This window comes from Methylobacterium sp. 1030, assembly GCF_040544715.1.
GTDB lineage: Bacteria > Pseudomonadota > Alphaproteobacteria > Rhizobiales > Beijerinckiaceae > Methylobacterium.
In genome coordinates this window covers 198,831-212,499 of the sequence record NZ_JBEPKM010000009.1, presented here as the reverse complement: position 1 = coordinate 212,499, position 13,669 = coordinate 198,831, and the positions used below count along the sequence as shown (strand labels likewise).

Below are 13,669 nucleotides of genomic sequence, written 5' to 3'. Positions count from 1 at the left end.
GGGCATGGCCGCCGACGCGATTCCCGAGCGCACCCGCCTGATCCCCGCGATGGCCCGCGGCTTCGTCGGCCGCTGCCCGCATTGCGGCCAGGGCCGGATCTTCGGCCGCTTCCTCAAGGTGCGGCCGGAATGCGACGTCTGCGGCCTGGAGTTGCACCACCACCGGGCCGACGACCTGCCGCCCTACGTGGTGATCTTCATCGTCGCCCACATCGTCGGCTACCTCATCCTGGAGACCGAGAGCGCCTACGATGTGCCGCTCTGGGTCGAGATGGGCGTGTGGCCGGTCTTCACCCTCGTCTTCGCGCTGGCCCTGCTCCAGCCCGTGAAGGGCGCCGTCGTCGGGCTGCAATACGCCCTTGGCATGCACGGCTTCGCCACGCTACCGCGGAGCCGCCCCGCCCCGGGGCTTGAGGAGACGCGCCTTGCCGGAGCCGCAGCGGGAGCCCCCGATCGTCACAGCTCCTGAGCGGAAGCCCGCCGCGGCGCGCCTGCGGCCGCGCGACGCCGCGACCATGATCGTGATCGACCGGCGCGGACGGGGCGGCCCGAAGGTCCTGATGGGCCGGCGCAACCCCAACCTCGCCTTCATGCCGGGCAAGTTCGTCTTCCCGGGCGGCCGGATCGAGCTCGGCGACCGCCACATGCCGGTGGCCGGGGCGCTCCCGGACTACGCCGAGGCGGCGCTGACCCGGCAGGTGTCCCGACCCCCGCACCATCTCGGCCGGGCGCTGGCGCTCGCCGCGATCCGCGAGACCTACGAGGAGACCGGTCTGCTCCTCGGCACGACCGAGCACGGTGCGCCCGAGGACGTCCCGGCGGGCTGGGAGGGCTTCGCCCGGCACGGCGTCCTGCCCGACCTCGAGGCGCTGCACCTCGTCGCCCGCGCGATCACCCCGCCGAAGCGCGTGCGCCGCTTCGACACGCGCTTCTTCACGGTCGACCGCCGGATGGTGGCGGCCGAGGAGCCGGGGCGGGTTCAGGCCGACGCCGAGTTCACCGAACTTGCCTGGGTGCAGCTCGACGCGGCCCGCAAGCTCGACCTCCCCTTCATCACCCGCGCGATCCTCGACGAGCTGGAGGCGCAGATCGCCGTCGATTTCGCGCCCTACCGGATGATCCCCTTCCATTACGAGCGCTACGGGCGGCGCGAACGGGTGGCCTTGTGAGCGGTCCGGACGGATTGCAGGACGGGCGGCGGGGGATCAGTTCGGAGGACGTGGCGGCGATCTCGGCGGCCGTGACCTGCGTCACCGTCGTCGGCATCGGGCTCAGCCTGTCGATCCCGCTCCTCTCGATCGAGATGGAGCGGCGCGGCGCGTCGAGCACGCTGATCGGGCTCAACACCGCGGTGGCGGGCATCGCCAGCATCTGCACGGTGCCGTTCGTGCCGCGCCTCGCCGCGCGGGTCGGCGTCGCCCCGCTGCTCGGCCTGGCGCTCCTCGTCGGGGCGATCAGCCTCGCGCTGTTCCCGATGCTGCCGGGCATCGCCCTGTGGTTCCCCCTGCGCTTCGTCTTCTCGGCAACGCTCGGGGCGCTGTTCGTCCTCTCCGAGTACTGGATCAACGCCGCCGCCCCGCCGGAGCGGCGCGGCCTGGTGATGGGCATCTACGCCACCGTGCTGGCGGCGGGCTTCGCGGTCGGACCGCTGCTGCTGGCCCTGGTCGGGACCGAGGGGCTGGCGCCCTACGCGACGGGGGCCGCCCTCATGCTGGCCGGCGGCCTGCCCATCGCGCTGGCCCGCGGCCTGTCGCCGACGATCGAGACGGGCTCCGGCCGCGGCATCCTCGGCTACGTCCGGCTCGCCCCCGGCGCCCTGGCGGCGGCCCTGGCCTACGGGGCGGTGGAGACCGGCATCTTCGCCATCCTGCCGCTCTACGGCCTGCGCCTCGGCTACGACGCGCAAGGGGCGGCCGGCCTCGTCAGCCTGATCGCGCTGGGCAACGTGCTGTTCCAGATCCCGTTCGGCTGGCTCGCCGACCGCCTCGACCGGGGCGCGGTGCTTCTCGGCGCGGGCCTCGCGGGGGCGGCGGGCTCGGCCCTGATCCCGCTCGCGGCCGGACATCCGGCGGCGTTCGGCCTGCTGCTCCTCGTCTGGGGCGGCATCGCCGGCACCCTCTACACGGTCGGCCTCGCGATGCTGGGCGACCGCACGCCGCCGAACGACCTCGCGGGCGCCAACGCGGCCTTCGTGGTGCTCTACAATGTCGGGCTGATGCTGGGGCCGCCGGTGATCGGCGGCGGGCTCGATCTGGTGCCGCCGAACGGGTTCGCGCTGGCGCTGCTCGCCCTGTTCCTGGCCTTCGCGGGCTGGCTCGCCGTCACGGAGCGCCGGCGCGTCCGCTCTTGACCTGTCGGGCCTGATCGGGCATTCACCCGCCCGTATTCGGCCGGGCTCTCCCGGCCATTTGCGTTTCGCTCACGCGGAATGCCGCACCCTGCAGGAGCGCCGCGCCATGGCCAAGGCCGTCACCGTCAAGATCAAGCTCGTCTCCACCGCCGACACGGGCTATTTCTACGTCACCAAGAAGAACTCCCGCACGCAGACCGAGAAGCTGACGATGCGCAAGTACGACCCGGTCGCGCGCAAGCACGTCGATTTCAAGGAAACCAAGATCAAGTAAGGCCGCGGGCCGCTTCGCGGCCTGACCGCCCACGGGAAGCCGCTCCGGAGACGGGGCGGCTTTTTCCTTGCCCGGCGCGTTCCCGCGCACGGCGTCGCCGGGATCTCCCGAACCGCGACCTGACCGGCCGACAGCCCGGCGCCAGCACGACTCGTTAACCGTCGCTCGTCCCGGACGCTGCCCGACCCGCCGGCCGATCACCGGCCCGCGTTCTCGGCCAGCTCGGCGGTTGGAGGGCGGGTTCGATGCAGCGGATCCTGCTGGCGATTCTCATCACCGCGGCAATCCTCGCGCTCTGGCGCGTCCTGACGCTGCCGGTGTACGCGCTCCGGGCGACCCGCGGCTTGCTCGCGGAACGCCGCGTTCCGGCCCGCGCCCGGAGCCGACCGCTCAGGAAGGGCCCGGCGCGGCCAGATCCGGATCGAGCGTCCGTGCCAGGGACCGCGCGATAGCCACGAGCGCCGTCACCATCGGCGTGGACGGCTCGCGCCGCGGGGCGACGAGGCCGATCGTGTGCTCCAGGTCGGGTGCGGTGATCGGGATCGTGCGCACGCCCTCCATGGGGCCCAGGGCGTCGACCAGGATCTCCGGCATGATCGAGGCCCAGCGCAGGGTGCGCACGTGGGTCAGCAGCACGATCATCGAGTTCGACTCGAGGGTCGCGGCGGGATCCGCACCCGCCTCGCGGATCTGCTGGTCGATGATCCGCCGGTTCTGCATGTTCGGCGTGAGCAGGCAGAGGGGCAGGCGGCTGGTCTCGGCCCAGGTGACGCTGGTGCGACCCTCGAAGGGCCCGCCGATCGCCGTCACGAGGCGGTAGCGCTCCCGGTAGAGCGGGACGGAGATCACCCGCCCGAGGGGCTCGTTGTCGAGGTAGGTCAGGCCCGCATCCGCCTCCAGGTTCTCGATCAGCGAGAAGATGTCGGCGGAGGTGGCCGATTCGACCGTCAGCCGCACGTCCGGGTGCCGCTCGCGGTAGGGCGTCGTGAGGTTCACGATCATCGGCAGCGCCGTCGGGATCGCCGCGATGCGGAGATGGCCGGTCAGGCCCCGGCGCAGGCCCGTGACCTCCTCGTGCATGGCCCGCGCGTCGGCCACGATGCGCCGCGCCCATTCGAGGACCCGCTCGCCCTCGGGGGTGAAGCCCTGGAAGCGGGAGCCGCGCAGCACGAGCTGCACGCCGAACCGGTTCTCCAGCTGCTTCACGCCGGCCGAGAGAGTCTGCTGAGTCACGCCGCAGGCTTCGGCGGCGTGCCCGAAATGCTGCTCGCGGGCGAGCGCGAGCAGGAAGTCCAGCTTGTCGATCACGACGAAGGCATCCCGGCACGGCGAGGCGCCGGAAACCTAGCGGCCCGCCGGGCCCGCCACAACCGAGCGTGCCCGCTCAGCGGAACAGGATGAACGCCTTCGACAGGGTGATGCCGATGCCCCAGACGATCGGGATGCCGACCACCGCCCAGGCCAGCGCGGCCCCCGCGCTGAAGCCGCCACGGCCGATCCCGAAGGAGCCGGACGGCCCCGAGGCCGTGGCGCCGGCGCGGACGTCCAGGGAGGCCCGCTCGGAATCGGACATGAACCAGCGTTGCGCCAGGGGCCGGACGAGCAGGTTGCAGAGGAAGCCGACCGCCAGGAAGCTCGCCAGCACGTACATGGTCCGGCCGTAGAGATCGGCCCCCTGCACGCCCGCGGCGACCTGCGCCTCGCGGATCTTGGTGATGACGAAGGGCCCGACGATGCCGGCCATCGACCAGGCGGTGAGCAGGCGCCCGTGGATGGCGCCCACGAACTGCGTGCCGAACACGTCGGCGAGATAGGCCGGCACGGTCGCGAAGCCGCCGCCGTACATGGACAGGATCACGCAGAAGATCGCGACGAACAGCGCCTGCGAGCCGATGCCGGCGGCCCAGGGTGCCGCCGCGTACAGGAGGCCGCCCAGGGCAAAGAAGATCGCGTAGGTGACCTTCCGCCCGATGCGGTCCGACATCGAGGCCCAGAAGAACCGGCCCAGGATGTTGAAGAGTGAGAGCAGGCCGACGAAGCCGGCCGCGATGGCCGCGACCTGCGCCTTCTGGCCGGCGTCGAGGGCCGAGAAGCCGGTGCCGGGCAGGCCGATCAGCTCGCCGCCGAAGATCTCCTGGAGCATCGGCGAGGCCAGCGCCAGCACGCCGATGCCGGCCGACACGTTGAGGAACAGGACGAGCCAGATCATCCAGAACTGGACGGTCTTGTGGGCGTCGCGCAGGTGGACGTGCCCCGAAGCGATCATGGCGTTCTTGGCGGTCGGGCTGGTCCAGCCGTCCGGGCGCCAGCCGGCCGGCGGCACCCGGTAGCCGAACGCGCCGCCCAGCATGAACAGGATGTACCCCACGCCCATCACCGCGAGGGTCTGCCAGACGCCGGCCGAATCGGCGGTCCGGAAGCTCTTGATCAGGCTGTCGGCCAGGGGCGAGCCGATCATCGCGCCGCCGCCGAAGCCCATGATCGCCATGCCGGTCGCCATGCCGCGCCGGTCCGGGAACCACTTGATCAGGGTCGAGACCGGCGAGATGTAGCCGAGCCCGAGGCCGATGCCGCCGATCAGGCCCATGCCGAGCCAGACCAGCCAGAGCTGGTGGATGTAGACGCCGAAGGCGCCGATCAGGAAGCCGCCGCCCCAGCAGAGGGCCGCCGCGATGCCGGCCTTGCGCGGTCCGGCTCGCTCCAGCCAGCCGCCGAACAGGGCGGCCGAGAGACCGAGCACGACGATGCCGATGGAGAAGACCGTGACGAGGTCGCTGACCCGCCAGTCGCAGGTGGTGGTGAACAGGGCCGTCATCACGCCCATGTCGGGGCAGGCGGCGGGCGCCGGCTTGCCCACGGAGAGCGCCCGGGTCAGCGGCAGCCAGAACACCGACAGGCCGTAGGCCATCCCGATGCAGAGATGGATCGCCAGCGCCGCCGGCGGCACCAGCCACCGGTTGAAGCCCGGCTTGGCGACGATCCGCTCGCGCGACAACAGACTCGGCGTTCCCTCAGGCGCGATCGCGCCTGCCACTCCAGCACCCATGATGGACTCCTCCGCCGCGGCCTCGTTGGCGGGCCTCGCGGCGGCGGACGATGCGCGATTTGTGTGCAGGGTGCCAGCGCGCGACACGCTGAGACGTCGATTTTAATCCAGTCCGGCGCCGACTGTATGCGGATTCCTCGTCAACGCGCCGTCCGGAGGCCGTATGGACCGCCGCTGCGGGCGCCGGTCTGTCCGGCGCCCGCAGCGGCTGCCGCCCTCACATGGGCGGGGTCAGGCCGTCCTTGCCGACCGCCACGAGCTTGCCCTCGGCCTTGCTGCCGTCCTTGGCGACCACGGCGAACACCTTCGACCCGGGGGTCAGGATCGCCTTGTCGGCGGGCTCGAAGGCCACGATCGGCGCCGAGGCCGGCACCACGATCTCCTTGGAGCCGTCCTTGCCGTAGCTCACCGTCAGCGTGCGCTCGCCGCCCGAGGCCGCCTTGTCGGCCTTCACGGTGCCGTTGGTCATCGCGCTCTTCACCTTCGGGGCGTTCGGCGACTCGGCCTTCACGGTGCCGTTGGTCATCGCGCTCTTCACCTTGGCGCCGGCGCCCGCGGTGTGGTCGGTGATCGAATCCCAGCCGTAATGGCCCTCGCCCGTGCCGCGCATCGACTCGGGGAAGAGCACGACCTCCAGGGCGGTCATCGGGTTCTCGCCCTTGGTGGCGGTGCCGATGAAGACGCCGTCCTTGATCGCGTCGAGGCTCGACGGGACAACCCAGGCGAACTTGGCGCCGCTCACGTCGACGGTCTCGGTCTTGCCGTCGTCGGTCTTGATCGTGACCGTGCCGCCGTCGGCCTTGTCGACGGTCCCGCGGACGCGCTCGACCTGCGCGGCGAAGGCCGCACTCGACAGCAGGGCCGTCAGGCCGGCGGCGACGAGTGTCTTGCTGAGGTGCTTCATCGGGGTCCCATCCTGGCTTCAGGAGCCGGGTTATGGGGCGGCCCGCGCGCGAAACAAGGTTGCGCGCAAGCGAAACGACCTGCTCGGCGACAGAAGCGAGGTTATCAGTCACCACCGTTTTTGCGAGCGGAGCGAAGCAATCCAGCCGGCGCAAGGACTTCCTCCGTCGCGCTGCCCTGGATCACTTCGCTGCGCTCGCGATGACGGGGTGGCGCGTCGGACGACGGCACCGACCGAAAACGAGTCAGGCGGCACCCGGTGGGCGCCGCCTGATTACCGCGCGGGCAGCGGGGACGCTGCCCTCCGGAGGCTCACGCCGCGAGCGAGCGCAGCACGTAGGGCAGGATGCCGCCGTTGCGGAAGTACTCGAGCTCGTCGAGCGTATCGATGCGGCAGGTCAGCGGGACCTGCTTCACCGAGCCGTCGGCGGACTTGATCTCCGCGGTGAGCGTCTGGCGGGGCTTCAGCTCGCCGGCGAGGCCCTTGATGGTGACGGTCTCGTCACCCTTCAGGCCCAGCGACTGCCAGCTCGTGTCGCCCTGGAAGACCAGCGGCACCACGCCCATCCCGACGAGGTTCGAGCGGTGGATGCGCTCGAAGCTCTCGGCCACCACGGCGCGGACGCCGAGCAGCTTCGTGCCCTTCGCCGCCCAGTCGCGCGACGAGCCGGTGCCGTACTCCTTGCCGGCGAAGATGACGAGCGGCGTGCCCTGTTCGGCGTACTTCATCGCCGCGTCGTAGATGAACATCTTCTCGCCGGACGGCTGGAAATGCGTCCACCCGCCCTCGACCACGCCGCCGGAGGCGTCCTTCACCATCTGGTTCTTGATGCGGATGTTGGCGAAGGTGCCCCGCATCATCACCTCGTGGTTGCCGCGCCGCGTGCCGTACTGGTTGAAGTCCTGCACGCGCACCTGGTGCGACTGCAGGTACTCGCCGGCCGGCGAGGCCGCGCGGATGTTGCCCGCCGGCGAGATGTGGTCGGTGGTGATCGAGTCGAGGAACAGGCCGAGGATGCGCGCACCCTCGATGTCCTCGACGGGCTTGGGGGTCTTCTCCATGCCGACGAAGTAGGGCGGGTTCTGCACGTAGGTGGAGCCCGGGTTCCACGCGAAGGTCTCGGCCTCGGTGACCTCGACGTCCTTCCAGTTCTGGTCGCCGCCGAACACGTCGGCGTAGCGGGACTTGAACAGCGCCGAGGTGATGTTCTCCTCGATGAACTGCTGCACCTCGGCCGAGGACGGCCAGATGTCCTTGAGGTAGACCGGCTTGCCGTCGGAGCCCTGGCCGAGCGGCTCCGTGGTGATGTCGATCTGCATCGAGCCGGCGAGCGCGTAGGCCACCACGAGCGGCGGCGAGGCGAGGTAGTTCGCCCGCACGTCGGGGTTCACGCGGCCCTCGAAGTTGCGGTTGCCCGAGAGCACCGCCGCGGCGACGACGTCGTTGTCGTTGATCGCCTTCGAGATCGCCTCCGGCAGCGGGCCGGAATTGCCGATGCAGGTCGTGCAGCCGAAGCCCACGAGGTTGAAGCCGAGCGCGTCGAGCGGCTCCTGCAGGCCGGACTTCTCCAGGTACTCGCCGACCACCTGCGATCCGGGCGCGAGCGAGGTCTTCACCCACGGCTTGGAGCGCAGGCCCTTGGCGACGGCGTTGCGGGCGAGCAGGCCCGCGCCGATCATCACCGAGGGGTTCGACGTGTTGGTGCAGCTCGTGATCGCGGCGATCACCACGTCACCGTGCCCGATGTCGAAGTTGGTGCCCTCGACCGGGTAGCGGCGCGCGAGGTCGGCGGCCTTCTTGAACTCGGTCTCCATCGAGGCGGCGAAGCCGGGCTTGGCGCCGTCGAGCAGCACGCGGTCCTGCGGGCGCTTCGGGCCGGCGAGCGAGGGCCGGACCTCGCCCATGTCGAGCTCCAGCGTGTCGGTGAAGACCGGGTCGGGGGTCTGGGCGTCGCGCCACATGCCCTGCGCCTTGGCGTAGGCCTCGACCAGGGCGATCCGGTCGTCGGAGCGGCCGGTGACCTTCAGGAAGTCGATGGTCTTCTGGTCGACCGGGAAGAAGCCGCAGGTCGCGCCGTACTCGGGGGCCATGTTGGAGATCGTGGCCCGGTCGGCCACCGCCATGTCGTCGAGGCCGGGGCCGTAGAACTCCACGAACTTGCCGACCACGCCCTTCTTGCGCAGCATCTGGGTGACGGTGAGCACGAGGTCGGTGGCGGTGGTGCCCTCGGGCAGCTTGCCCGACAGCTTGAAGCCCACGACCTCGGGGATCAGCATCGAGAGCGGCTGGCCGAGCATGGCCGCCTCGGCCTCGATGCCGCCGACGCCCCAGCCCAGCACGGCCATCCCGTTGACCATGGTGGTGTGCGAATCGGTGCCGACGAGCGAGTCGGGATAGGCGACGTCGGCGCCGTTCTCCGACTTCGTCCAGACGGTCTGGGCAAGGTATTCCAGGTTCACCTGATGGCAGATGCCGGTGCCCGGGGGGACCACCGAGAAGTTGTCGAAGGCCGACTGGCCCCACTTCAGGAAGGTGTAGCGCTCGCCGTTACGCTCGTATTCGAGGGCGACGTTGTCGGCCAGCGCCCTCGGGGTGCCGAACTCGTCGACGATCACCGAGTGGTCGATGACGAGGTCCACCGGCACCAGCGGGTTGATCTTCTGCGGGTCGCCGCCGAGCGCCACCATGGCGTCGCGCATGGCCGCGAGGTCGACCACCGCCGGGACGCCGGTGAAGTCCTGCATCAGCACGCGGGAGGGGCGGAACGCGATCTCGACCTCGGCCTTGCCCTTCTGGTCGAGCCAGGCGACGGCGGCCTCGATGTCGGCCTTCTTGACCGAGCGGTCGTCCTCGTAGCGGAGCAGGTTCTCCAGGATCACCTTCATGGAGAAGGGCAGCGCGGCCGCCGAGGCGAGGCCGTTCTTCTCGGCCGCGGGAATGGAATAGTAGGTGTAGGTCTTGCCGCCGGCTTCGAGCGTCTGGCGGGCCTTGAAGCTGTCGAGTGAGGGCACGGCTGGTTCTATCCTCGCTGCGGGTTGTCGAACACGCGCAGGCAAGACCTGCGCTACGAGATCCGTGTTCGGCCTGTGTAGCGCCCGACGGGCGCGCGCCGCCCCGGGAGTGCCCGGGCAGGACGATGCGCGGGGGCGATTTGGACGCCCGTGATGCCGCGCGGCGCAGCCGCGGAGGGATATAGAACTTTTCGAATCTGGCCGCTACCGGGTCGTCATGACAGGTGCGTTTTCCTGTCGGGGACCGTGGCGGCGACTGGGCGCGCGCCGCGGAGGCCTGGGCGACTCGCGCATCTCCAGCGGGCATCGACGGTGGCGGCCGAGCGCGACAGGCCCCCTCTCCCGAGCGGGAGCGGAGAGCCGCACGGGTGTTGCCGGTGCTGCTGCGTACGTCCGCGAGCCCGCAGAAGGGCCGGAGTCGCGTGGCGCGGGCGCCCTACCCTTGCCCGGGCACACCCGCGACGGACAGGGCCTTCGATCGATTCGGCTGGGCCGCGAGCCTGCGCAGGGACGCGACGTTCGTGGCCGCCTCCTCGGCGCTCATGTCGCGGCGCAGGACGGCCTCGGCATCGGCGAAGCGGCCCTTGAGGCCGAGCACCATGGCGAGGTTGGCGCGCACCCGCGCGTCGGCGCCGGGCTGGTCGGCGGCGAGGCGCAGGGTCTGCTCGGCCTGATCGAGGTTGCGCGACAGCGCGTAGGACAGGCCGAGATTGGACAGGAGCGAGGGCTCGTTCGGGCGGATCTTGAGGGCGGCCTCGTAGAAGCCCTGGGCGCGGGCCTGCTCGCCGAGCTGGGCGGAGGCCGAGCCCTGCGCCGACAGGATGCGCCAGTCGGGATTGGCGGGCGTGTGCGCGTTGGAGAGCACGTCGATCGCCTCGCGGAAGCGGCCCGCCTCGACCAGCGACTTTCCGTAGGCACCGAGCAAGGCCTGGTCGCGCGGGTTGCGCAGGGCGGCCTGCTGCAGCACCGCCGAGGCCTGGCCGATCTGGTCGGTGGCCCGCAGGGCGCGGGCGTAGGCCATCGCCGTGCGCCCGTCGGCGGGGTCGGCGTTGTAGCGCTCGGCCAGCCGGTCGATGTCCTGCCGCGAGGGCGCCGCGGCGGCCGCGGACGGCCCGCCGAGGGGGCCGATCGACCCGGTCGTCTCGGGCGAGCGGGTGTTGCAGCCGGCCAGGCCCAGCGCGACGACGGCGGCCGCGAGGGCGGCGCGGCGTCCGGGGCGTGCCTGGGATCGGGTGACCCGGAACAGGGCCGTCATCATGGTGCGCTCCGCCGGCATCGGGACCGGACGCGATGGCACGCGCTTCACGCTCCCGGCCGGCCGGTGATAGAGCGTTAACCCTAATCACCGGTTAAGCCGCCGGTCCGGGCGGCACGCGAGAGGCACATGACCCAGGCCGAGATTCCGGCGACGACCCGCGGGCTCCTGCCCGGCGACACCCAGGCCGTACCGGTGACGCTGGTCACCACCGGGGGCTGGGCGGCGGTCGAGTCCGGCCTGGAGCCCGCCCAGCGGAGCTTCGCCAGGGCCATCGGCTTCAAGCCGAAGGCGGGCAGCCTCGCGCTCCTGCCCGGCCCGGACGGCGGCCTCGCGCGCGTCCTGTTCGGCCTCGGCGATCCGGAGGCCGCGGCCTACGACAGGCTCCTCGCCGGCAAGCTGCCGGCGCTGCTGCCGGAGGGGACCTTCCGCCTGGACAACGCTCCCGAGCCGGCCGAGGCCGCCCTCGCCTGGCTGATGGGGAGCTACCGCTTCGGCCGCTACCGGTCCGGCGGCGGCACGAAGGCCCGGCTCGCGGCGCCCGCCGGCATCGACGCGGCCGAGGTGGAGCAGATCGCCGCCGCGGTGGCGCTGGGCCGGGATCTCGTCAACACGCCGGCCAACGATCTCGGACCCGCCGAGATCGAGGCGGCCGCCCGGGCGGTGGCCGCGCGCCACGGCGCCTCCGTCGCCGTCACGGAAGGCGCGGCCCTCGCCGAGGGGTACCCGCTGATCCACGCGGTCGGCGCCGCGTCGCCCCGGGCCCCGCGGCTGATCGACCTGACCTGGGGGCCGGCGGACGCGCCGCGCGTGACCCTGGTCGGCAAGGGCGTCGCCTTCGACACCGGCGGCCTCGACCTGAAGCCGTCGGCCGCGATGCTGCTGATGAAGAAGGACATGGGCGGCGCCGCCGCGGCGCTGGCCGCCGCCGACATGGTCATGGGCGCGGGCCTGAACCTGCGCCTGCGCCTGCTGATCCCCGCGGTGGAGAACGCGGTCGCGGGCAACGCCTTCCGCCCCGGCGACGTGCTGCCGAGCCGGGCCGGGCTCAGCGTCGAGATCGGCAACACCGACGCGGAGGGCCGGCTGATCCTGGCCGACGCGCTCGCCCTCGCGGACGCGGATTCCCCCGACCTGATCCTCGACTTCTCGACCCTGACCGGCGCGGCCCGGGTGGCCCTCGGGCCGGACCTGCCGGCCTTCTTCACGGAGGACGACGCGCTGGCCGAGGCAGTGGCGCGGGCCGGCCGGGCGGCAATCGACCCGGTCTGGCGCATGCCGCTGCACGCGCCCTACGCGAGCCTGCTCGATTCCAAGGTGGCCGACCTCAACAACGTGTCGGGCGGCCCGTTCGCGGGGGCGATCACCGCGGCCCTGTTCCTGCGGCGCTTCGCGCCCAACACGAAGGCGCACGGCCATTTCGACCTCTACGGCTGGAACCCCTCCGCCAAGCCCGGCCGGCCGGAGGGCGGCGAGGTCCAGACGGCGCGGCTGACCTACGCGCTGCTCAAGGCCCGCTACGGCGGCTGATCGCCTCCCGTCGTCGCGAGCGCAGCGAAGCGACCCAGGGCTGCGCAACCTCTAACGGCGTGGGCTGGGTCGCTGCGCGCGCGATGACGGTGCGGCTGGGGGCGCGCTCAGGCGGTGCGCGGCAGCCCGGTCTCGATCAGGCGCGCCCACAGGGAAGCCCCGTACGGCGCGGCCGCGTCGTTGAAATCGTAGTGCGGGTGGTGGAGCGAGGCGCTGTCGCCGTTGCCGATGAACATGTAGGCGCCGGGACGGCGGGCGAGCATGTAGGAGAAGTCCTCGGCGGTCATCATCGGCGCCACCGTCCGGTCGACGTTCTCCTCACCCACTAGGGCCTCGGCGACGCCGGCCATGAAATCGGTCTCGGCGGGATGGTTCTCGGTCACCGGGTAGCTCGCCCCGTACGCGACCCCGCCCCGCGCGCCGAAGCCGCCGGCGATCTCGGCCACCAGGGTCTCGATCCGCGCCTTGATCTCGCCGCGCACGGCCTGGGACAGCGTGCGCATGGTGCCGCGCATGGTGACGGTCTGCGGCAGGACATTGAAGGCCTCGCCGGCCTCCAGCGCGCAGACCGAGACCACGGCCGACTGCACCGGGTCGAGGTTGCGCGACACGATGCTCTGCAGGGCGATGATCACGTGGCTCGACACGAGCACGCTGTCGACGGCGTTCTGCGGCAGGGCCGCATGGCCGCCCCGTCCCTCGATCGTGATCGTGAAGCGATCGGTCGAGGCCATGATCGGCCCCGGCCGGATCGCGAAGGTGCCGACCGCCATGCCAGGGATGTTGTGCATCCCGTAGACCGACTCGACCCCGAACCGCTCCATCATTCCGTCGTCGACCATCGCCTCGCCGCCGCCGCCACCCTCCTCGGCTGGCTGGAAGATCAGCACGGCCGCCCCGTCGAAATCCCGGGTCTCGGCGAGGTACTTGGCGGCGCCGAGGAGCATGGTCGTGTGACCGTCGTGGCCGCAGGCGTGCATCTTGCCCGGCACGGTGGAGCGGTAGGGCAGGTCGCGCACCTCTTGGATCGGCAGGGCGTCCATGTCGGCGCGCAGGCCGATGGCACGGTTGGAGCTGCGTCCCCGGCCGCGGATGACGCCCACCACCCCGGTCCGACCGATGCCGGTGACGACCTCGTCGCAGCCGAAGGACCGCAGCGTCTCGGCGACGAAGCCGGCGGTGCGGTCGACGTCGTAGAGCAGCTCGGGATGGGCGTGCAGGTCGTGCCGCCACGCCGTCATCGTGTCGGCGAAGGCGCGGATCCGTTCGAGGACGGGCATCGGGGCGGGGCTCTCGTGG

General features: G+C 71.6%; 11 protein-coding genes. 5 read left to right on the top strand and 6 right to left on the bottom strand.

Annotated elements, in window-relative coordinates:
• Positions 1–4 precede the first annotated feature (4 nt).
• From ABIC30_RS15175 to rpmG, 4 genes are all read left to right on the top strand, one after another.
• Positions 5–469, top strand: coding sequence for a DUF983 domain-containing protein (locus ABIC30_RS15175; protein ID WP_020092565.1), 465 nt, complete (start codon positions 5–7; stop codon positions 467–469).
• Positions 426–1,169 (top strand): NUDIX hydrolase, encoded by a 744-nt coding sequence (locus tag ABIC30_RS15170; RefSeq protein ID WP_020092566.1) that lies wholly within the window; start codon positions 426–428, stop codon positions 1,167–1,169. The genes ABIC30_RS15175 and ABIC30_RS15170 overlap by 44 nt, the downstream gene beginning before the upstream one ends.
• Positions 1,166–2,350 carry an MFS transporter gene (locus ABIC30_RS15165; RefSeq protein ID WP_187299714.1) on the top strand — a complete coding sequence of 395 codons (1,185 nt, stop codon included), beginning with the start codon at positions 1,166–1,168 and terminating at the stop codon, positions 2,348–2,350. Before ABIC30_RS15170 ends, ABIC30_RS15165 begins: the two co-directional genes overlap by 4 nt.
• A gap of 106 nt (positions 2,351–2,456) precedes the next feature.
• Positions 2,457–2,624: a 50S ribosomal protein L33 gene (rpmG, locus tag ABIC30_RS15160; RefSeq protein WP_020092568.1), complete on the top strand. Its 168-nt coding sequence runs from the start codon at positions 2,457–2,459 to the stop codon at positions 2,622–2,624.
• Between the two features lie 390 nt (positions 2,625–3,014).
• Here rpmG and ABIC30_RS15155 read toward each other — a convergent pair whose 3' ends face one another.
• The 5 genes from ABIC30_RS15155 to ABIC30_RS15135 form a co-directional block, all read right to left on the bottom strand.
• Positions 3,015–3,932 carry a LysR family transcriptional regulator gene (locus ABIC30_RS15155; protein ID WP_020092569.1) on the bottom strand — a complete coding sequence of 306 codons (918 nt, stop codon included), beginning with the start codon at positions 3,930–3,932 and terminating at the stop codon, positions 3,015–3,017.
• Positions 3,933–4,008: 76 nt separating this feature from the next.
• Positions 4,009–5,670, bottom strand: a complete 1,662-nt coding sequence (locus ABIC30_RS15150) for an OFA family MFS transporter (RefSeq protein WP_051123735.1) — start codon at positions 5,668–5,670, stop codon at positions 4,009–4,011.
• Between the two features lie 217 nt (positions 5,671–5,887).
• Positions 5,888–6,574, bottom strand: a complete 687-nt coding sequence (locus tag ABIC30_RS15145; protein WP_020092571.1) for a hypothetical protein — start codon at positions 6,572–6,574, stop codon at positions 5,888–5,890.
• A 311-nt stretch (positions 6,575–6,885) separates the two neighbouring features.
• Entirely contained in the window at positions 6,886–9,585 is a 2,700-nt protein-coding gene (acnA, locus tag ABIC30_RS15140; protein WP_354455630.1) for an aconitate hydratase AcnA, read from the bottom strand.
• Between the two features lie 436 nt (positions 9,586–10,021).
• Positions 10,022–10,840 (bottom strand): tetratricopeptide repeat protein, encoded by an 819-nt coding sequence (locus ABIC30_RS15135; protein ID WP_056526184.1) that lies wholly within the window; start codon positions 10,838–10,840, stop codon positions 10,022–10,024.
• Positions 10,841–10,969: 129 nt separating this feature from the next.
• Here ABIC30_RS15135 and ABIC30_RS15130 point away from each other — a divergent pair, with 129 nt between their 5' ends.
• On the top strand, positions 10,970–12,370 hold the full coding sequence (locus ABIC30_RS15130) for a leucyl aminopeptidase family protein (protein WP_354455628.1): 1,401 nt from the start codon (positions 10,970–10,972) through the stop codon (positions 12,368–12,370).
• Between the two features lie 107 nt (positions 12,371–12,477).
• Here the strand turns inward: ABIC30_RS15130 and ABIC30_RS15125 are convergent, their stop codons facing one another.
• A complete protein-coding gene (locus ABIC30_RS15125; RefSeq protein WP_020092575.1) occupies positions 12,478–13,650 on the bottom strand; it encodes a M20 aminoacylase family protein in 1,173 nt (390 codons plus the stop codon).
• Positions 13,651–13,669 lie beyond the last annotated feature (19 nt).

Bases quoted from the DNA above. Each gene is read 5' to 3' on its own strand.
- ABIC30_RS15150 (WP_051123735.1), bottom strand. From the start codon at position 5,670: ATGGGTGCTGGAGTGGCAGGCGCGATCGCGCCTGAGGGAACGCCGAGT.
- ABIC30_RS15125 (WP_020092575.1), bottom strand. From the start codon at position 13,650: ATGCCCGTCCTCGAACGGATCCGCGCCTTCGCCGACACGATGACGGCG.
- ABIC30_RS15145 (WP_020092571.1), bottom strand. From the start codon at position 6,574: ATGAAGCACCTCAGCAAGACACTCGTCGCCGCCGGCCTGACGGCCCTG.
- ABIC30_RS15175 (WP_020092565.1), top strand. From the start codon at position 5: ATGGCCGCCGACGCGATTCCCGAGCGCACCCGCCTGATCCCCGCGATG.
- ABIC30_RS15135 (WP_056526184.1), bottom strand. From the start codon at position 10,840: ATGACGGCCCTGTTCCGGGTCACCCGATCCCAGGCACGCCCCGGACGC.
- ABIC30_RS15130 (WP_354455628.1), top strand. From the start codon at position 10,970: ATGACCCAGGCCGAGATTCCGGCGACGACCCGCGGGCTCCTGCCCGGC.
- rpmG (WP_020092568.1), top strand. From the start codon at position 2,457: ATGGCCAAGGCCGTCACCGTCAAGATCAAGCTCGTCTCCACCGCCGAC.